Source organism: Methylocella sp. (genome assembly GCA_037200525.1).
In the GTDB taxonomy this organism is placed as follows: domain Bacteria; phylum Pseudomonadota; class Alphaproteobacteria; order Rhizobiales; family Beijerinckiaceae; genus Methylocapsa.
The window spans coordinates 3,656,199-3,676,065 of the sequence record JBBCGG010000001.1; the positions used below are offsets into that span (position 1 = coordinate 3,656,199).

Annotated in this window: 14 protein-coding genes and 2 pseudogenes; 6 read left to right on the plus strand and 10 right to left on the minus strand. The window is 53.7% G+C overall.

All coding sequences use genetic code 11. The features are described 5' to 3' along the window. Positions 1-440: 440 nt before the first annotated feature. A pseudogene (locus WDN46_18055) lies at positions 441-981 on the minus strand (integrase core domain-containing protein). Continuing rightward, positions 975-1,790 (minus strand): annotated as a pseudogene (locus WDN46_18060) (IS110 family transposase). The pseudogenes WDN46_18055 and WDN46_18060 overlap by 7 nt, the downstream one beginning before the upstream one ends. A gap of 175 nt (positions 1,791-1,965) precedes the next feature. On the opposite strand from WDN46_18060, the gene WDN46_18065 reads away from it, so the two are divergent. Further along, positions 1,966-3,134, plus strand: a protein-coding gene (locus WDN46_18065; protein ID MEJ0095232.1) for an IS3 family transposase whose coding sequence is annotated in 2 segments (ribosomal slippage) — positions 1,966-2,230 and positions 2,230-3,134 — 1,170 coding nt in all. Because the reading frame shifts where the segments join, the coding sequence is not laid out codon by codon here. A 449-nt stretch (positions 3,135-3,583) separates the two neighbouring features. Then, positions 3,584-4,501, plus strand: coding sequence for a methyltransferase domain-containing protein (locus tag WDN46_18070; protein MEJ0095233.1), 918 nt, complete (start codon positions 3,584-3,586; stop codon positions 4,499-4,501). A 101-nt stretch (positions 4,502-4,602) separates the two neighbouring features. Here the strand turns inward: WDN46_18070 and WDN46_18075 are convergent, their stop codons facing one another. From WDN46_18075 to WDN46_18095, 5 genes are all read right to left on the minus strand, one after another. Beyond that, entirely contained in the window at positions 4,603-5,412 is an 810-nt protein-coding gene (locus tag WDN46_18075; protein ID MEJ0095234.1) for a hypothetical protein, read from the minus strand. 163 nt (positions 5,413-5,575) lie between these two features. Further along, positions 5,576-6,502, minus strand: coding sequence for a methyltransferase domain-containing protein (locus WDN46_18080; protein MEJ0095235.1), 927 nt, complete (start codon positions 6,500-6,502; stop codon positions 5,576-5,578). A 41-nt stretch (positions 6,503-6,543) separates the two neighbouring features. Beyond that, positions 6,544-7,314, minus strand: a complete 771-nt coding sequence (locus WDN46_18085) for a class I SAM-dependent methyltransferase (GenBank protein ID MEJ0095236.1) — start codon at positions 7,312-7,314, stop codon at positions 6,544-6,546. Positions 7,315-7,444: 130 nt separating this feature from the next. Next, positions 7,445-8,613, minus strand: a protein-coding gene (locus WDN46_18090) for an IS3 family transposase (GenBank protein MEJ0095237.1) whose coding sequence is annotated in 2 segments (ribosomal slippage) — positions 7,445-8,349 and positions 8,349-8,613 — 1,170 coding nt in all. Because the reading frame shifts where the segments join, the coding sequence is not laid out codon by codon here. A gap of 45 nt (positions 8,614-8,658) precedes the next feature. Further along, positions 8,659-8,988 (minus strand): hypothetical protein, encoded by a 330-nt coding sequence (locus tag WDN46_18095; GenBank protein ID MEJ0095238.1) that lies wholly within the window; start codon positions 8,986-8,988, stop codon positions 8,659-8,661. Between the two features lie 9 nt (positions 8,989-8,997). Here WDN46_18095 and WDN46_18100 point away from each other — a divergent pair, with 9 nt between their 5' ends. The 4 genes from WDN46_18100 (at position 8,998) to WDN46_18115 (ending at position 12,123) form a co-directional block, all read left to right on the plus strand. After that, entirely contained in the window at positions 8,998-9,681 is a 684-nt protein-coding gene (locus tag WDN46_18100; protein ID MEJ0095239.1) for a class I SAM-dependent methyltransferase, read from the plus strand. A gap of 442 nt (positions 9,682-10,123) precedes the next feature. Then, complete coding sequence (locus tag WDN46_18105) at positions 10,124-10,390, plus strand: transposase (GenBank protein ID MEJ0095240.1); 267 nt, start codon at positions 10,124-10,126, stop codon at positions 10,388-10,390. Positions 10,391-10,474: 84 nt separating this feature from the next. Then, positions 10,475-11,191: an IS3 family transposase gene (locus WDN46_18110; protein MEJ0095241.1), complete on the plus strand. Its 717-nt coding sequence runs from the start codon at positions 10,475-10,477 to the stop codon at positions 11,189-11,191. Positions 11,192-11,365: 174 nt separating this feature from the next. Then, positions 11,366-12,123, plus strand: a protein-coding gene (locus WDN46_18115; GenBank protein MEJ0095242.1) for an IS5 family transposase whose coding sequence is annotated in 2 segments (ribosomal slippage) — positions 11,366-11,705 and positions 11,705-12,123 — 759 coding nt in all. Because the reading frame shifts where the segments join, the coding sequence is not laid out codon by codon here. Positions 12,124-12,308: 185 nt separating this feature from the next. On the opposite strand, the gene WDN46_18120 is transcribed toward WDN46_18115, so the two are convergent. The 3 genes from WDN46_18120 to WDN46_18130 all read right to left on the minus strand — a co-directional run bounded on the left by WDN46_18120 (position 12,309) and on the right by WDN46_18130 (position 19,784). Continuing rightward, positions 12,309-13,241 (minus strand): NAD-dependent epimerase/dehydratase family protein, encoded by a 933-nt coding sequence (locus WDN46_18120; GenBank protein MEJ0095243.1) that lies wholly within the window; start codon positions 13,239-13,241, stop codon positions 12,309-12,311. A gap of 2 nt (positions 13,242-13,243) precedes the next feature. Further along, positions 13,244-15,793 carry a rhamnan synthesis F family protein gene (locus tag WDN46_18125; protein MEJ0095244.1) on the minus strand — a complete coding sequence of 850 codons (2,550 nt, stop codon included), beginning with the start codon at positions 15,791-15,793 and terminating at the stop codon, positions 13,244-13,246. Positions 15,794-16,310: 517 nt separating this feature from the next. After that, on the minus strand, positions 16,311-19,784 hold the full coding sequence (locus WDN46_18130) for a rhamnan synthesis F family protein (protein ID MEJ0095245.1): 3,474 nt from the start codon (positions 19,782-19,784) through the stop codon (positions 16,311-16,313). Between the last annotated feature and the right edge of the window lie 83 nt (positions 19,785-19,867).

A 19,867-nucleotide genomic window follows, 5' to 3' on the forward strand; every position in this document is an offset into this window, starting at 1 on the left:
CATTACGTCCGGCGACGCGAGTCGGATTGCGGAGACGATCGTTGATCGCGGAGAGATTCGCAGCATTGGACCCCTCTGAGAAAAGGCGACGGATAGAGCGTTTTCACCCTCCGCCGATTCATTGAGAGGATTCCTTTTCCGACGATAGTATGATTCGTTTGCCTCTCAAGATTGGGAAACATGGAACGACATAGGCCTACAGCGCGGATCTTCGCACCTGTGTCATTCAGGCATCCGGAAACAGTTTGCTCGGGTTGCGGCGGAGCGGTTCGGCGTGTAGGTTTCGACTGCGATCGCCTGGGTCCGGCGCTTTCGGAGGAACGGTCGATGTGTCTGACATTGCCCCCAAGTTTTATCCAGCGTTGAGTTCGCTCCGGGGTCGGATTGAACTGCTCCCGGATTTTAGGCCAGCCGCTGCTGGAATTTTCGCGGGTTTTGGCTCATGTCGGCGGCGATGCCGATGAGCCATTGACCAGCGATATCGGGGGCTTGTTTCCGATCGCGCTGTGGGGCCGGACTTCGTTGTAGTCCTTACGCCATTCCTCCATTTTCGAACGGGCGTCGTCAAGGCTCATGAACCAGTGTGCGTTCGCCGATCGCCCGAAACTTGCCATTGAACGACTCGATGAACGCGTTGTCGGTCGGCTTGCCGGGCCGCGAGAAGTCGAGGACGACGCCCTTCTGGGAAGCCCAAAGATCAAGGTCGCGGGAAATGAACTCCGATCCCTGATCCACCCTTATGCTCTTGGGGTAGCCGACGACCTTGCAGATGCGCTCCAAGGTCAAAACGACATCCTCGCCGCGATAGCTAAAGCGCGGATCAACCGCGGGCGAGAAGCGTGAGAAGGTATCGACGATCGTCAGCACGCGGATTTTGCGGCCGGTCGCCAACTGGTCGTGAAGGAAGTCCATCGCCCACGTCTCATTGGTCTCAATGGCGGCGCAGCGATCGTCGCGGAGCTTGGCTTTCACCCGTCGCCGCACTGCGAAATCCGACCAACGCGATTGCTTTCACCCGATTGATTGAGGATCGGCGTCAATCCCAAAGCCGGCCCGACAGCCTTAGAACTCTTGAAGCGGGCTGGTATGTCGATGGTCGCGGTGAAAGCCAAGGAGACGATCGGGCCGACGCCCGGGATCGTCATCAATCGCCGGCACACGTCATCTTCGCGGACGATCGACAACAGCTTTCGGTGCAGTTTCGCGACCTGCTCGCGGAGCGTGCGACGAGCGTCAAGCAAAGACGCCATGATCTCCGCAAGGTCTGGCATGCCTTCGACAAGTTCGACAATCCGTTCCTCGAATTCGATCAAACCGACGACGCCAACCTTGAGCCCAAAGTTGCGCAGCAGGCCACGGATATCGTTCTCGACGGCGATGGCTTTCTCCTGCAGCAGCTTGCGGGCGGTCAATAAAGCGCGCCGCTTCTGGCTTGTAAGCGTCTTCACATGCACGGGCCGGAAAAGGTTGACGCGCATCATCTGCGCGATGCCGCGCGCATCATTGCGATCGCTCTTGTTCACTTGAGCCTTCAGGAAGGCCTTCGTATGCCGCGTCTCGATGCAGACCACCGGTAGACCCGCCTCCGCCAGCCCGCTGAACAGCCATTGCGACAGCGGACCAGCTTCAAGTCCGACGCGCTCGAGCGGCCACGCCGGGTCCTTGAGCGCCTCGATAAGATCGTCTGGATGGCTCGCGACTTTCACTTCGCGGCAGAGCTTTCCCGTCTCATCCATGATACATATAGATGTCTCTTTGACGGACACATCGAGACCAGCATAATGTTTCATAATGCGCTTCTCCATCTGATGTTTGTGGTTGCTCCAACGCAGACCACGTTTACCATCAGCCTGAAGTGCAGCGCCCTTGCCTTTGCCGCAGGGCGCCCAAGCCGGCCGTGGTCTGCCCCCTGAAAAGTGATCCTCCGTGAAGTATGGGCTTATGAGCCTGATGGAGGACTGCGCAATGCCGAGGAAAAGACACAAGGCGGAAGAGATCGTCGCGAAGCTACGGCAAGTCGAAGTGCTTAGCGCGCAAGGGCGACCGGTCGCGGAGGCGATCCGCTCGATAGGGGTGACGGAAGTTACATACTATCGATGGCGGTCGGAATACGGCGGCCTGAAGGGCGATCAGGTGAAGCGGCTGAAGGAGCTGGAGGCGGAGAATACGCGGCTCCGTCGAGCGGTGTCCGATTTGACGCTTGAGAAGCTGATCCTGAAAGAGGCTGCCTCGGGAAACTTCTGAGCTCCGCGCGTCGTCGCGCCTGCGTGGAGCATGTGATCGCCGAACATGGCGTTTCCGAGCGGTTCGCTTGCCGGGTTCTCGGTCAGCATCGCTCCACGCAGCGCAAGGTTCCGACCAAGCCCGATGACGAAGCGGCATTGATCGCCGACATCACGGCGCTCGCCATCCAGTACGGCCGCTATGGCTACCGCCGCATCACGGCGATGTTGTGGGAGCGAGGCTGGAAGGTCAACGTCAAACGGGTCGAGCGGATCTGGCGACGCGAGGGGCTGAAAGTTCCGGCCAGACAACCCAAGCGCGGGCGTCTCTGGCTCAATGACGGCTCGTGCGTCCGGCTGCGCCCGCAATGCCCCAACCACGTCTGGTCCTATGACTTCGTCGAGGACCGCACTCATGATGGCAGGAAATATCGCATGCTGAATATCATCGACGAATTTACCCGCGAATGCATCGCGATCAGGATTAACCGGAAGCTGAAGGCAGCGGACGTCATCGACGTTCTCTCGGACCTCTTCATCTTGCGAGGGGTTCCGATCCACATTCGTTCCGACAACGGCCCGGAGTTCATCGCCAAGGCGTTGCGTGACTGGATTGCCGCCGTCGGCGCGAAGACCGCCTACATCATGCCGGGCAGTCCCTGGGAGAACGGCTATTGCGAGAGCTTCAACTCGAAGCTGCGCGACGAGCTTTTGAATGGTGAAATCTTCTACACTCTCAAGGAGGCGAAGGTCGTCATTGAGCGATGGCGACGCCACTACAACACCGTGCGCCCGCACTCATCGCTGGGCTACAAGCCGCCAGCCCCGGAGACCCTGCAATGGCCGGCTTCGCAATCCGGACCAGCTTCGCCCGCCACGCCAGCAATAGCGCCAGGGCCGACAATGCACTAACATTCAAACTGGATCACCCCATGGGGGCAGGCCAGCCGAATATCCCATCTAAACACATATTTGGCGACCAAATTTATATCGGCCTTCAACCGGGCGATTTTGTCATTCTTGGCAGCTAGTTCTGCAACTGCGGATCGATCGCGTGTCTCTTCAGACCGAGATTGTTGCCGTCACGCCCACTCGCGCACAGCGCCATAACTTCGCTATCATTTACGTATTTAACAGGATTGTTCCATTTAACCATGATTCCCCCTGCCGTCCCTCTATAAACGAACTACATTTCGTTCAAAATGGTTGAAGTATCAGAGGCCGGCTGTCCAAAACACTATTAAGGCTGCGTTGGCCGTATCGTATCAAATTCAGGCGACATATGTAGCCCTTCGCAACTTTACTTTTTAGTGGAAGCATGCATGGTAACGCTAACGACGCCTTAGCTTCCGGGGGGGGTTATGCAGCAGTTTCATGCGGAAACGACGGACGTTTCAGTTAAGGCCACTGTCGACTATCCATTTTCTCTCGACCTAAAATTCTATCGCAGCGCCAATAGCGATTTGGAAGGCTTCAGCGACCATGATTTGAGGGCTCATTTTTATATTCATGGCATTCATGAAGGGCGCCCCGGATCTCCATGCGTGTTCCGCGAAAAGTTTTTGTCTCTCGTTTCTAAGACCGCTCATACGTTAGAAATTGGTCCCTTCTGCAGTCCTGTGCTACGCGGCCCCAATGTGAAATACTTCGACGTTGCGGAGCGCGACGCCCTGATTCGGAGGGCGATTTTGCATCACCAAGGACATACTGATCCGCCAGCCATCGACTACGTTTCTCCTACAGGAGACATGGCCGTAATAGACGAAGAGTTCGACCAAATCTTCAGCTCGCATTGCGTTGAGCATCAGCCTAATCTAATTCGCCACTTCAACCAAGTTGAAAGACTCTTGCGGAAGGGCGGCAGTTATTTTTTGATCGTTCCTGACAAACGGTTTTGTTTCGATCACTTCCTTCCCGAAACAACTATTGCCGATGTTCTCAGCGCCCAAATCGAGCAAAAAATCCTCCACTCTCCAAGAAGCGTATTGGAGCACCGCCACCTTACAACTCACAACGATCCAGTTCGGCATTGGCAGGGCGACCACGGGACCCCCGCGATCCAAACGCAGGATGTTGACACAGTTCTTCTTTGGATAGACCAGCTTGCCAAGAGCGGAGATGCTTATCTAGATGTTCATGCTTGGCATTTTACGCCGGCCGTTTTTGAGGATGTCGTGAACCAACTTTACAGGCTAGGACTGAGTAAGCTGAGGGCAGACAGAATTTATAATACACCTGCTGGAAGGTTTGAATTCTGCGCTATTCTTTCAAATCATTGAGGCCAGGTTGTTATTTCCACCTTAATACGACTCTTGCAGAACTGCACATACAAGTCAAAAGCGCGGGCTGGCTCTGCGATCGCATTCGCGCCGAGCGGCCACTAGATGCGAAACATTCGTCTGCCGAATCTTTCCGCGATCAAGCTGATCGCAAGGGTGGCTGTTGAAAGAGTCAATAGATATGGAACGTTAATAAGCTCGCTCGGATAACCTTCGTAATATGAAGATCGCAGCCATTCGATACATTGAAGCAGCGGGTTGAGTGCTAGCCATTGGTTGTAAGGAGCTGGAATTGCAGATGGGACGAAAACGATGCCAGACGCTCCCCACAAAATCGGAGCTGAAAGATTGAAAACAATTGGCCACATCGGAATAAGGTGGGTGATCAAGGCATGCGCCACGCCGACACAAAATGCGAGATATATTGTAGCCGCTATGGCGAATAACATACCGGTCCAATCGTAGGGTCTGAACTCACTGGAAAAAAGAATCAGCAGGGCTAGAATTAAAATGCAGACGACAGTCGCGTTAACAAATTCTAATACCGATCTTGCTATTAAAATATCAAAAATTTTAACGCGAGAGAAATATAAAAGAGCTCTGTTAATTGTAACGGAAAGAATAATTTGTCTTGCCATATAAACGAAAATGACAAATGGCAGGATAGAAAGACCATAATACAAAATCTGGTCTCCGGATTGCGGAGTAACGCGATTCAAGACATGAAAAATGGTGAGCACCACCAGTAAATGACAAAGAGGCATCAACAGCAGGAGCATTACCCCGAAGCCATATTTTCCGGTCAGTAGTTGGACGTCGCGCAACAAAATCGCTCTGATAACCGCGAGATTGATTGCCAATGCCGTGGGCGGCATCCTGAGTGGTGGCTCGTCTGTGACCCTTGCGTCCATGGCTATCCTGGCTATCCTCGTTCCAGACACTTGATGCGCTTAGATGGCGCTATGAATAAGGCGTTCGCCATAATTTGGCCTCGTCCATTTTCTCGGCATTTGCCACAACTGGCCCGCTCGATGCCGACGACACCTAAGCAGGCGGCCAAGCTGGAATAAGAGATTAGCCTTTCGTCGCAATCAGGCAGTTGCCGGCTGCGAATTCTGAGATCGTTTTATCTGGGAGACCATCCAGTATGGAACGCCAGAAATCACCCGACGGACCTTTCCCAAGAAGCTCAGCCAAGCTCATCTCCATAAAACGAGCCTGCTTGTCTGAGGGCAGGTCGCGAATGAATTTTCCCAAGATCCACGCGATCGTATAGTCCGGTCCTTGAAAATGATAGGTTTTAGCTTCGTCGATCCGAAATCCCGCGTCGGAAAATATCGACGAAAGTCCCTCACGTGTTGCGTTGAAATAGTGCGACGGATAGCCGTGAACAGGTTGAAGGAAGGGCCAGTCGATAAAAACCTTTCCGTCCTTTTTGAGAATGCGGTGGATTTCGTCAACGACCTTCCAGGGCTTTCTCGTATGCTCGAGGACCGCGAAGCAGCCTATTCCATCCATAGATCCTGATTTGATCGGATAGGTGCAGTCAGTCCCCGCGATGATGTCGGCGCTGATCGAAGGGTAGACCTCAAGATAGAGACAGTTTTCGTGATGCAACTCACGAAAACCGCACCCAATTTCGAGATAATTTTTCGTCGGGTTGTCTACAATCTCCGATCGGAAAAAGCCTAATTCTCCGTTGGCTGACTCGGACTGGTAGCTGATGAGATCAAAATGCTCAGAACCAATCAATGCTGGAAAACCTACGAGGTTTAGCCCATACGGAAGGAGCAGAGCGTCTTTAAATCGGTTGAACTTGCGCGCACGGTATTCTCCGATGCCAATGAGCTCCGGATTGATTTGCAGGCGATTCTCTTTGTATCCGTGGGTTTCAAAATGCTCATGAGGATCGACGCCCGCGGCGGCGACATCTTTGTTTGCGAGAAGATAGGCCTTCGCATTGAAGTTTTCCCGAGTGACGGGTATGAATGCTTCAATCAAATTGCGTTCCCTTGCTGAACAAAAAGCCGTCTCTCGTATCGTTACCGGAAGGCAAGAAAAAAGCAGGCTGGGCCTGCCGGGAAGTGCGGGTGATTCACGCCCATTTCGATTCGATTGAAACCACGGTGCCGAAGCACGTGGGTGATGTCATCAAGCTCCATCCAATACGACATCACGTCTCCGCCGCCGGAAAAGGGTGCCGTAGCTGCCCTTTCAGGATAATCTCGACCGTGCAAAGTTAACTTTTTGCCGCCGTAATCGACTATTTTTTTCTTCTGTTCTTGGTACAAATGGGCGGTGGGGTGGGATGCTATAACTTCTTTGTCATAGTATTGCGTCCAGATAAAAATAACGTCTGACACATTCGAGATTCCTTCCAAAAACTCTATTGGACTTGTCAAATGGTACAGAACGCCAGATGCCCAGCAAATATCAAAACGGTTCTTTGTGATCTCTACAAATTTTGTAAAGTCCCCGTATAGAAAAGTTGCATTGAGGCCAATAATATTTTTAACAAGCAGGCATTTTAGGAAATTCGAGGCGGACCCTTCTATAGACAAAACGCTCGCCGCACCCATAGCCTCGAATTGACTGGTGCTGTATGCCTCAAAGGGGCCAAGCTCCAAAATAGTCTTGCCTGCTAATCCGCCTAGGACTTTGGCAGCCCATGCGACGCGAACATCCGAAAAATTATCCGCTTGGCCACCAACTAGCCCTGATCCCTCAGGCATTCGCGAGTACCAGCCATCCTCAAAAAGATCCATGCCGGCCTGATGGGATGGGAAAGAAGCCGAGAAAGTCTCTTTAATCATCGAAGGCCATCCAGTTACGCCGAGTGAAGGTTTAATTTTGGTTATCTTTCAGATGTTGAGCTCATAATGCGGCAGCAAGAATTTCTTGCGTGGTGCTGGCCTGCCCCCATGGGGTGATCCAGTTTGAATGTTAGTGCATTGTCGGCCCTGGCGCTATTGCTGGCGTGGCGGGCGAAGCTGGTCCGGATTGCGAAGCCGGCCATTGCAGGGTCTCCGGGGCTGGCGGCTTGTAGCCCAGCGATGAGTGCGGGCGCACGGTGTTGTAGTGGCGTCGCCATCGCTCAATGACGACCTTCGCCTCCTTGAGAGTGTAGAAGATTTCACCATTCAAAAGCTCGTCGCGCAGCTTCGAGTTGAAGCTCTCGCAATAGCCGTTCTCCCAGGGACTGCCCGGCATGATGTAGGCGGTCTTCGCGCCGACGGCGGCAATCCAGTCACGCAACGCCTTGGCGATGAACTCCGGGCCGTTGTCGGAACGAATGTGGATCGGAACCCCTCGCAAGATGAAGAGGTCCGAGAGAACGTCGATGACGTCCGCTGCCTTCAGCTGCCGGTTAATCCTGATCGCGATGCATTCGCGGGTAAATTCGTCGATGATATTCAGCATGCGATATTTCCTGCCATCATGAGTGCGGTCCTCGACGAAGTCATAGGACCAGACGTGGTTGGGGCATTGCGGGCGCAGCCGGACGCACGAGCCGTCATTGAGCCAGAGACGCCCGCGCTTGGGTTGTCTGGCCGGAACTTTCAGCCCCTCGCGTCGCCAGATCCGCTCGACCCGTTTGACGTTGACCTTCCAGCCTCGCTCCCACAACATCGCCGTGATGCGGCGGTAGCCATAGCGGCCGTACTGGATGGCGAGCGCCGTGATGTCGGCGATCAATGCCGCTTCGTCATCGGGCTTGGTCGGAACCTTGCGCTGCGTGGAGCGATGCTGACCGAGAACCCGGCAAGCGAACCGCTCGGAAACGCCATGTTCGGCGATCACATGCTCCACGCAGGCGCGACGACGCGCGGAGCTCAGAAGTTTCCCGAGGCAGCCTCTTTCAGGATCAGCTTCTCAAGCGTCAAATCGGACACCGCTCGACGGAGCCGCGTATTCTCCGCCTCCAGCTCCTTCAGCCGCTTCACCTGATCGCCCTTCAGGCCGCCGTATTCCGACCGCCATCGATAGTATGTAACTTCCGTCACCCCTATCGAGCGGATCGCCTCCGCGACCGGTCGCCCTTGCGCGCTAAGCACTTCGACTTGCCGTAGCTTCGCGACGATCTCTTCCGCCTTGTGTCTTTTCCTCGGCATTGCGCAGTCCTCCATCAGGCTCATAAGCCCATACTTCACGGAGGATCACTTTTCAGGGGGCAGACCAGTGCGAGCGCCAAAGGCGCGATCGATCCGCTCGATGACGAAGTCATTGATGGCATTAACCAACACGTCGCGCGCCTCTTTTGGATCAAGGAATGGAAACGTCAATTCTGCAAACCCTTCTTTTGGCAACGGGTCTATTTTACAGGTGTGAAATGTCCGTTGAGTTATCACATGGACGCCCGTAAGCGCCAGGGTTATATGATTCCATAGTACAAGCTTGCGGCAGAGCAGGGGGCGGATTTGTTGGAAAGTAAGTTCGAAAGCCGAGTACCTTCGCATCAAAATGCGATCGATCTGTTTCGAGATCATTGGGCCGGAATGATTGAAGAAGTTTATCCTGGCGTGATCTCTGGTCCTATGCCCGTGTTCGCCTCGGATCCTCGCCCGTCTATAGCCGCCAAGCACCTGGGATTTGCGCCGGGCACATTGCGGGGCATGAATATTCTCGAGTTGGGCCCGCTCGAAGGAGCGCACACTTATCAGATGGTCAAACTTGGCGCAGATAGCGTTCTGGCTATCGAAGCAAATTCAGAGGCATTTCAAAAATGCTTAATTGTCAAAGAGGTATTGCAAATTCTTCGTAGTCGTTTTCTTCTCGGGGACTGCTTGAAGTTCTTACAAGAAACGTCAGACCCATTTGACATGATTTTTTGTTCAGGGATTCTATACCACATGGAGAATCCATTTGAATTGATCAAATCCATGTCAAAGCATACTGACAGAATATTTCTTTGGACGCATTACTATAATCCCGACGAAATTTCGAAATCACGTATTCCAAAGTCCGTCGCTTGCGATGGGATAGAGGTTACATTCTATGAGCAGGCATATGGTGATACTGCTTATGGGACGTTCTGGGGCGGCAATAAGCCGACTGCCTCATGGTTATCTAAGCCTGGAATCGAACGTTGCTTCAGTCACTTTGGATATAAGCTGACCATTCATGAAGATAATGTTGGCCACATCAACGGACCATGCGTCACGGCAACGGCGATCCGATAGGTGGATTATCGACCAGCTCCGATCGTGCCGAGTAGTGATGATCGGTGCGAAGACAGAACATGGGCGTGAATAGTTTTTCCATTCTCGGAAACACTTTTCATATCTCCGTTTGTTGTCGGCTGGGCTGGTCCTCCTTTTCGCCGGTCGCGACTATCCTCAACAGGTCATTCGGCAGGGGTCGTTGAAGCGCAATTGCCTGCTCGAACGATCCCTTGAGGCATGCATCCATTTCCTCGGGCATCGTGAGCAACATCGGCATGCCTTGGTGTAGATTGGTTGATTCGGGACGACAGCACGACTGGAAATCCGTTGTTCCGGCGTGTCGTCGGTTTTGCGGGCTTTGGCCGTCGGTGACATGAAAGTGACGTGCTCCCGGTAAATCGGTCCATCTGAAGCTGGAATTTTCCACTTACGGTCCCCGCTTGGGGACGAGGAGAGTTCCATGAAGAAGACCAAGTTCACGGAAGCGCAGATCGCCTTCATTCTGAGGCAGGCTGAGGACGGTGTGGCGGTCGCCGAAGTCTGCCGGAAGGCGGGACTCTCGGATGCGCCGTTTTACAACTGGCGGAAGAAGTATGCCGGCCTGATGCCCTCCGAGATGAAGCGGCTGCGGCAACTCGAGGAAGAGAACGCCAAGTTGAAGCGGATCGTCGCTGACCTGTCTCTCGACAAAGCCATGCTGCAGGACGTGCTGGCAAAAAAGCACTAACGCCTGGCCGCAAGCTGGAGCTTGTCGACGAGGTCCGATCGGATTGGAAGGCATCAATCCGGCGAGCCTGTTCCGCGCTCAGGGTTGATCGAGCGCTCTGCGTCTACAAGTCGAAGCGCGGCGGCCAGGCCGACCTCAAACAGCGGATCAAGGAGATTTGCCGAGACGCGCGTGCGATACGGCTATCGGCGCATCCATGTGCTGCTGCGCCGCGAAGGCTGGCTCGTCAATGCAAAGCGGATCTATCGGCTCTACAAGGAACTGAGCCTGCAATTGCGCAACAAGACGCCAAAGCGACGGGTGAAAGCCAAGCTCCGCGACGATCGCTGCGCCGCCATCGAGACCAATGCGACGTGGGCGATGGACTTCGTTCACGACCAGTTGGCGACCGGGCGCAAAATCCGCGTGCTCACTGTCGTCGATAGCTTCTCACGCTTCTCGCCCGCGGTCGATCCGCGCTTTAGCTATCGCGGCGAGGATGTCGTTTTGACCTTGGAGCGCATCTGCAAGGTCGTCGGCTACCCCAAGAGCATAAGGGTGGATCAGGGATCGGAGTTCATTTCCCGCGACTTTGATCTTTGGGCTTACCAGAACGGCGTCGTCCTCGACTTCTCGCGGCGCGGCAAGCCGACCGACAACGCGTTCATCGAGTCGTTCAACGGCAAGTTTCGGGCGGAATGCCTGAACGCACACTGGTTCATGAGCCTTGACGACGCCCGTTCGAAAATGGAGGAATGGCGTAAGGACTACAACGAAATCCGGCCCCACAGCGCGATCGGAAACAAGCCCCGATATCGCTGATCAATGGCTCACCGGCATCGCTGCCGACATGAGCCAAAACCGGCGAAAATTCCAGCAGCGGCTGGCCTAAAATCCGGGAGCAGTTCAAATGGGTCTATGACCTAGGGCCCAGACCCATAAAATGGTTGGCGTGACAGGCGGATTGTGATTCACAGCTTCCGAAAGGAAGCGACTATGAATCGGGATCAATTCTGGCTGACGGACGCGCAGTTCGCGAAGATCGCGCCGCATCTTCCCACGGACACGCGCGGCAAGGCGCGCGTCGATGATCGCCGGGTGATCAGCGGGATCATTCATGTGCTGAAATCTGGCGGACGCTGGATTGACGCGCCGCTGGAGTACGGGCCAAAGAAGACTCTCTACAATCGCTACGTTCGCTGGGCTGCTAAGGGCGTTTGGATCGATCTGTTCCACGCGCTTGCGCAAGCAGGCGGGCCGCCGGCGCAGGTCCTCATCGACTCCTCGGCGGTCAAGGCGCATCGCTCGGCCAGTGGCGGCAAAGGGGGGAGAAGAATCAGGCCATCGGCCGTTCGCGCGGCGGGCGCACAACCAAAATCCACGCATTGACCGATGCGGACTGCCGCCCGCTGTCTTTCATGCTCACCGGCGGCCAAATCGCCGATTGCTCGGCGGGCGCGGAGCTTATCGCGCGACTTCCTCCTTGCGAAATCCTCCATGGCGACAAGGGCTACGACGCAAATGCGATCCGTCGGCAGGTCGAGGAGCGCGGAGCTATGCCGAATATCCCGCCCAAGGCCAATCGCAGGTGGAAGAACTGCTTCTCGCCCTTCCTCTATCGAAACCGCAACGCCATCGAACGCATGTTCTGCCGCCTGAAAGACTTCAGGCGCGTGGCTACCCGCTACGACCGAAACGCCATAAACTTCCTCGCGACAGTCTGCATCGCCGCTACCGTCAGCTACTGGTTGTGAGTCTGGACCCTAATCCCCAATGGATGAAATTCAGGGGCAGGTCACAGGCTCGCGAATTTGAGTTGAGTTTGCGAGGGCACCTTCGAGCGAACTATAGATCAACCAAAGAGATTTTTGGGAGCCCTTGTCAAGGCGGCTGCTCGGTCTTTGACAGTCAGTAGAAGATCCGACGGCGTGCCCTCACATCACTTTCTAAGTTCTTTTTTCATCCATGCCGCAGTCCGAGCGATACCCTCGCGCAGCGAGAGTTTGGGAGCCCATTTCAGCTGCTCCCAGGCTAGAACATTGCTGAGGATACTTACCGGAGCATCGAATGGCCTAGCGGGGAAGCGGCGACATTCAATGGAAACACCGAGCGTTTCCTCTAAGAGGATGATGAGCTCGTTCAGGCTTGTTCCCTCGCCGGAGCTCACATTGAATACACTGCATGAGCCATTGTAGTCTACAGCTCGTGCGAAAGCCTCCGCCACATCACTTATATGAATAAAATCGCGTATCGTGCTGCCATCACCCCAGATATCGATGGGCTGCTTCGTCAGCGCTCGATGGAGAAAAACCCCAACAGCCCCCTGCCCTGTCTCGATGCGCTGGCGCTCGCCAAAAGGATTGGTGACCCTCAGACTAATTGTCTTAATCCCATGAAGCCGCTCAAAAATAGCTAAGTATTTCTCGATAGCCAGCTTGGTAATCCCGTAGGAAACGAGGGGATCAGTGGGGTGACGCTCATCGATAGGAAGGTAAACTACCTTACCGTATACAGTACCTCCAGAGGAAATAAATACAAGCTTGCCCACCTTTTTTGCGACCACAGCGTTAAGTAGTTGCAGCGTCACCACGAGGTTACTCTGGACATCGAAAATGGGATCATCGTTAGAACTCTTGGGAAGCGTAGAGGATACCAAGTGCAGCACTACATCGGCACCGTCGATGGCGTCGCTCACATCATGAGTGCTGAGCAAATCGCCAGTAATCCACTCCGCATCCTCATCCGCCGAAAACGAGCGATACTGTTGGATTCTCGGCTGTTCGAAAATTCGCAAGCTATGTCCATCAAGTAATAAGCGGTCCGCGATCGCAGAACCAATAAAGCCCCCACCTCCAAGAATGACACATCTCATTGTTATCGAGTTACCCCCATGATATTTGTGTTTGATAGGCAAAACCCTGCTTGCTGTACCGCCAAGCCAAACAACCGCTCTAGGCCATGCAAAAGTGAGCCATCATATGGAACCGGTTCAGAGGGATAATCAGCCCAATCCAAATTGAAGTCCAAAAGTGTCTTGATGGCTTTTGATCTCGCCCAAAACATGGTCCCAACTGGCGAGTTCATATTATCGGGAAAATCGCGCAGGGAAAAAGCGGCACAATATTGGATTACAAACTTCTTATTTTTATCCCAACCAATAACATGTGGATCATCGGGGAATACCATGCCTATTTTTGGATTCGCTAGCATCTCGCTAAGAATAATATCGGCCATTGGCGCGTTGCCGCCCACCAGATTTTCTAGCAGGAACCGATACCAGTTTTTGCCGACCGATGCATCCTTCACATCGACTGTTTTCTTGGTATGTAGATGACCTATCAGCTCGTACTCTTTAAGTGTTTCACCGAATTCCGTGAGGAGGGGGCCAATATCCCTGCCTCTGTTTGGCACGACGTGGATCCGAACCTCCCCACCTTTGTAAGTGCTGACTTGTTCTTGGATCTTTTTTCGCGCATCGTCACTCGTCACACTGATGAGTAAGTCCGGGCGCACCCTATTCTGCTTCAGTCGATCAAGCATTTCGAGAAAAATATCGGGGTAATAGGCGTGGATGTGTAGAGCAATACGCACATTAGATGGGATTGGATTTGGCTGTTCACTAGGAGTGATCAACTCGAAGTTCCACGGTCCTTTGGGCCGGCCTGCCCGCAGATAATCAGCTACAGGATTGATGCTAGGCGCCACGATTCCGTGTTGTTCGACGTAGATACCAGGATGAAATCCAGGGAAGAGCTTGCGGCGACTTACCCCGCTGCCCCATGATCTCACATAGGTCCGAATGACTTCGTCGCGGGTCTGATTTTGCTGCGTAGGCGAGAGATAATAATCAAGTCGCGGCAGATCGGATTTCGCTATTGTTTCGGCATCAAGTTTTTCTTGTATGGAATATTCCGCATGTCGCACTGCCAACTGCTCGATCTGGGCAATATATTTCTGCATGTTAAACTTGGTGCCAGCGATACGCGAAGATTGCTCGGCGACTTCGATACGCAAGTCCTTTGACTGCACGAGGGCAATCAGTTTGCGCGCCATGTCAGCCGTATCTAAATAGTCGGCCACGGTATGTGTGCCCAACCCATTTTCGTTTAGAATATCTGCGATTCCCGTAGTCTTGCTGAAACAAATGACCGGTAATCCAGTTGCTAGCGCATCTATCGCTACGTTTGGCAATGGATCAAGCCGCGAACTGAGCACAAATAGATCGGCTTTCTCATATACGGCGGCCAAATCCGAGACTTCATTCAGAAAAAAAACATATTTGTCCAAACCAGAACGCCGGATCTGGTCCGCCAAATACACTGAATAAGCGACATCACCATCAGGGTCATACCCTCGGCCTATCCATACAAAGCGACACTGCAGGTCTGGAGCGAGCCTCAACACCCGGGCTGCGCAATCAATGAAAAGATCAACGCCCTTTCGGAACTCAACAGACCCAGCACCCAAGATTACCGCGCCATCTGCAGGAAATCCTTCTGGGCGCAGAACACGCTGGATTCGCGCGTCTTCCCCACGACTCGCGGGATCTTCCAGCCATTCCACTTCGGGAACGATACAACGTCCTTGGGGAATTACCGGGTAATCTCGCCCTCCTAAATCGGGATACTCGGTTAAGGCATTATCCCGCGTGATCTCCGATGAGAAAACAACTTGTCCGGACCAAAGTACAGCTTCGCGAAAGGCACCATGGGGGCGGATATACGCTGCAAATTCGTGAATCAGGCTGATTGTCGGGACATATCGCTTAGCTAATGCCGGAAGAACGTGGCGTGATTCGATGCTATTGATAACCGCAAACTTAATCACCGCCGCATCGCTGATCCGTCTTACGACGAGATCAGCGAGCGAAGTGGATTCCGTGATCGGGATCGGTCCTACGACCACCGCGCCAGCGGCGTGACACGCGTCGAGGATTGGTCCGGGCCCAAGGAATATAACGAGGACATTGTACTTCTCCTGGAGCCCCCTCACCAAGTTATAACTCAGGATTGGCGCGCCCCCTCGCGCTCCGTTATGACTGACGATCAGGACCGTTTCCCGTGTACCGACCATCGATCCAAAACGAGTCAGAGCATCCATCCCCGGCATGTGTCCAAGTCGTCCCTCAGAACGACCGTGTTTGACATAGTGCTGGTAAGGGTTCATTCCCGATGCCGCCACGTCGGGGTAGGCAGCGAGATAAAACTCGGGACAAAACTTAGCTTCGGATCGACCATCAACCTCCGGCATCTGCGCGAGCCTACCCTCAGCACGACCGTGCTTGACATAGTGCTGGTAAGGATTCATTCCCGATGCCGCCACGTCAGGATACGCAGCGAGATAAAACTCGGGGCAAAAGTTGGCTTCTGGAGGAACATCCGGATGTTGCGACCTGCTGATCCGTGCCTCTGAGTTACTAGGCATCACAAGGGGTCCCCCAGAGGGCGCTAGATCAGGGTAGTCGTGACGATACCCGAGTCGGAACCTTTTTCCGAAGAACGATAGTTTCGAATATCGTTCGAACAATGCGCCAGATAATCTTCGTCCAAACTCCAGGATCTTATACATGATCATTGGTACTCTCATGTGCTGTCGCACGCGAGTTTCAGCACCGAACCGAACCTTGATCGTGCTGATCACTCCTCAGCGGTCGGTAAGCAGGGTTATCTGGTTGGCCCAGGCTTGTCCACTTTTAGCCTGTCTTATTAATTCGCGGCGACAGGTACAGCCGCGATGCCATCCGAGGATTGAGGAGCGGCTTTCTTGCCAACGTTGCCGGATTGACCCGACAACGCAAAGTGCTGACAAAGCCTGACTCCACTGGATACTTACTTACGGACAAAGTCGCAGGCGGCCTGATGTGCAGCGGTACCAGATCGCAACATATGCCTCAGCCGTACTGTCCGAATGACTCCTGGGGATCCAACTATTCGGGCTGTGGTTATAAATTCACTGGATAAAGCCCTCGCATCAACTTCGCCTGCTGAGTAAGGTAGTCGGTAGGCTCCACCTGGTCGGTGAGATTTACTGCGGGACCGATCCGAATCGGCACATCATCGCCCTCTCGCAAAGATAAATCAACGAGGCCGACATCAAGGCCTTCAAGGCTGGCGATCATGCCAATTGTTCGCTCCAATGCATGCGCAATTTGGCCGTCATTGTGCGAACTGTCTATTTCAAAGCTGATGTTGGCATCTACGTATTGCGCCAATCGCAGCAGAAGCGTGGGTCTGAACCAGAACATGCTGCCCGCGAAGAACCCCCAATTTCCGATGCCATTATAATCGGGGTAGAGGGCTCTGGCGACTTTGGACACGTTCTGTCCATTTGGCCCGATGAATTTCGGCCCTGAAATATAAAGGTTTTTCGGCCCGATGAGGCAGACCTTAGGATGTGTTTGAAACGTCCTAATAATGTCGCCGATAAGCCCCCGGTTCCCGAGAACTGATTGCAATAGAATGTAGCGCCAGACGTCGGGCTGAGTGATGCCCTTCTTCGTGTGGATCTTACATATAGCATCGTAGGACATTATCTTATCGATGACCGTGAGCGCCTGCAAGAATGGGCCTATGTCGCGTCCGTCGCAGATCGAGTTTATGATTTTTGCATTTGGAAAGACTGACAGTACTTTAGAGCCCAGTCGCTCGACCCGATCGGAGGGGATCGTTATATAGATATCGCACGGTATCGGGATGTTGAGGAGCGCCTGAGCTAGCTGTGGCCAAAGATCATCATAATACAGGTGAGCAATGACGGCGACCCGCATCGGCAGAATACCGAATAGGTCGAACCTATTGAAGCCCCGATCCTTCCCAAAGGTAAGATAATTGGACAAGGCATCCTGATCTTTCTCAAAGAAGTTCGAATACCGTTGCTGGTATCCCGAGGCATCGAACAGTGGACCGGGGCTGCTATTCTTTATCCGTCCTTGTGTGAGATAATGGACAAAAGGGACCGGTCCGCAGCCATCGTAGGTAGCCCTGTACCACTCACTGTCGAAATAGGGATTGGGATTGCGGCCCTCCTGTAGACCGTACCGCACAAAATGGTTGAAGGCGTCGCCCAATGGCACGTCGGGATTGCTGCCGGCATACCAAAGCGGATCGAACAGCGGAGTCGTGACGTGCGCTAGTTGCGCTCCAATCTTCAAGTAATACAAGAAGGGTCCGAGCTCGGAATAGGCTATTTCGGGATGCTGGGCGGTATACCAGGCACCGTCGAACAATGGACTCGGATCGAGCCTTTCCTCGGCGGCCGAGAGAAAGTGTACTAACGGATTTCTCGAATCATCTTTTGGAAGTCCAGCTTTTGCGCAATACCAGTCTGTGCTGAACAGCGGGTTGGGGTTACGTCCCTCCGCCGCGCCGTGGAGGTAAAAATGCGCTAACGGATTTACGCCGCTCTCTTTCACATCCGGATATTGCTCAATATACCAATTTGTATCAAACACCGGATTAGGGTCGCGTCCCTCCGCCGCGCCGTGCAGCAAATAATGCTCGTAAGGATCGAGTTCGCTCATTTCGACGTCTGGATATTTGCGGAGATACCAATCGCGGTCGAATAACGGATTGCTTTTCGGGCCGCGCAGGCGGCGGGCGAGCCGCGACAACATTCGCCGACAGAGCGGCCAGGGGGCGGTGGGCTGCGCGGGCATGCTGCGCGAGAGCAACCCAGGTTCCTGCCCGCGTGCACTTGTCAGCTCATCGAGAAAAGCCTCCGTCGATGAGCCGTCCCGCTGCGAGGGTGTTTTGGCTTCCGCAAGCGTTCGCTCCGCAAGCGAAACATCGTAACGCTCCGCGGCGAGAACCTCGCGCCAATCACTTATGTCGACGCCCGGGAAGTTATCGCGGATTGTCGTCACCTTGATGAAAGGGAAACCCGCTGCGATCAACCGTTTCCAGTGGAAGATTGTATGGTTGACCGCTTCTGTCGTTGATGGAAAAATGGGTTCACAGATTAGGTCTGCAGCCATTAGGGTCGACGCAAAACGAATCTCGTATTCTTTGATGACATCATTCTTGTCCGCGTAAGAGACGATGCCGTCGATAAATTTGCGAAGAGCATCCGACAATAACGCGCGAGGCTTGAGCGCCAGAAAATAGCTCTGAATATGCCAACTGTATTCATAATTGTCTGTTAATCCCAGGAAATCTGCGGGACTCGTTCGAATTACTCGCAACAGATTCTGGAATGCATCATCGTTGGTCGGTCCAAACAAGCTATCGTTAAGCAGATAAAGGATCTTTGCCTTAAAAAGCTCGGGATGCAGACGGAGAATATGCGCCCAGGCAGCGAAATCATAGCCTTCGTTACGACGGACGAAAATTCCATCCATTTGGTCCAGGAGTTCCGCGTCAGCCGCCGAAAAGGGTGCGTCATCGGCAGCCACAATTAAGACAATGGCTATGCGCTGTCGTTTGAGGCTGTCCAGATAGTGCCGCACGTGCGGCTTCAATCGCCCGTGCGGCGAATGCGTTACGAAAAGAGCCATCTCGTCGCTGAGTGAAGGAGCTTTTAGGCAATGAATCTCGGCGCTGTCGACCGCGGTTGGAAAGCCAAAATCAGGATTTCGAGAGGGTGCTCGTCCCTCCCTTCGACCGTGTTGAAGAAAGTGGTGCAGCGGGTTCATTCCCGCACGTGCGACGTCGGGATTACGATCAAGATACCACGCTGCGTCGAACCGAGAGGAAGGGTTAGACCCATTAGAGGCACCGATTGTGAAATAATGCGCGAGTGGATTGCGATCCGAACAAGCGACGTCTGGATTCTGCGCTAAGTACCAGTCAGTGTCGAAAAACGGATTCGGATCACGACCTCCCAGAATAGCGTGCAGCAGATAATCGGCGAGAGGATCGATGCCGTTCGCAGCAACATCTGGATTTTCCGCTAGATACCACGACACGTCGAAGAGAGGATGAGGGTCGCGGCCTTCTTTCGAACCGTATCGAACGTAATGGAAGAGAGCATTTGTCCCGGATGCGGCGACATCTGGGTTTCTTTCAAGATACCAAGTTGTATCGAACAGAGGATTGGGATCGCGCCCCTCGGCCGCACCGTGGAGAAAGAAATGCAGCAGCGGATTTATGCCGCTCTCTTTCACATCCGAATATTGCCTAAGATACCAATTTGTATCGAACAGCGGATTAGGGTTGCGTCCCTCCGCTGCCCCATGCTGCAGATAATGCTCGTAAGGATCTAGTTCGCCCCTCTCGACGTCCGGATATTTCCGGATATACCACTCTCGATCGAATAGCGGATTTCTTCTCGGGCAGCGCAATAGACGGCGAAGCCACGGCATCATTCGCCCAGAGGACAGCCCTAGTGTCCACGACATACTGCGCGCAACCGAGCCGGCCCCCCGCCTCTTGCCTTGAAGACGTTTCTCCAGACCTGCGGTCTCCGCTTCCAGATCCATTTTATTAATCGTTGCCCCCTAAGGCGACCTCAATGAGAGTTGAATCAAAGATTCGATTGGGCCTGTGGCATGAATGCATCGCC

Excerpts from the sequence above, each read along its gene's own strand:
- WDN46_18070 (MEJ0095233.1), top strand. The coding sequence starts at position 3,584 with ATGCAGCAGTTTCATGCGGAAACGACGGACGTTTCAGTTAAGGCCACT.
- WDN46_18075 (MEJ0095234.1), bottom strand. The coding sequence starts at position 5,412 with ATGGACGCAAGGGTCACAGACGAGCCACCACTCAGGATGCCGCCCACG.
- WDN46_18085 (MEJ0095236.1), bottom strand. The coding sequence starts at position 7,314 with ATGATTAAAGAGACTTTCTCGGCTTCTTTCCCATCCCATCAGGCCGGC.
- WDN46_18095 (MEJ0095238.1), bottom strand. The coding sequence starts at position 8,988 with ATGATCTCGAAACAGATCGATCGCATTTTGATGCGAAGGTACTCGGCT.
- WDN46_18100 (MEJ0095239.1), top strand. The coding sequence starts at position 8,998 with ATGATTGAAGAAGTTTATCCTGGCGTGATCTCTGGTCCTATGCCCGTG.
- WDN46_18105 (MEJ0095240.1), top strand. The coding sequence starts at position 10,124 with ATGAAGAAGACCAAGTTCACGGAAGCGCAGATCGCCTTCATTCTGAGG.
- WDN46_18120 (MEJ0095243.1), bottom strand. The coding sequence starts at position 13,241 with ATGAGATGTGTCATTCTTGGAGGTGGGGGCTTTATTGGTTCTGCGATC.
- WDN46_18125 (MEJ0095244.1), bottom strand. The coding sequence starts at position 15,793 with ATGCCTAGTAACTCAGAGGCACGGATCAGCAGGTCGCAACATCCGGAT.
- WDN46_18130 (MEJ0095245.1), bottom strand. The coding sequence starts at position 19,784 with ATGGATCTGGAAGCGGAGACCGCAGGTCTGGAGAAACGTCTTCAAGGC.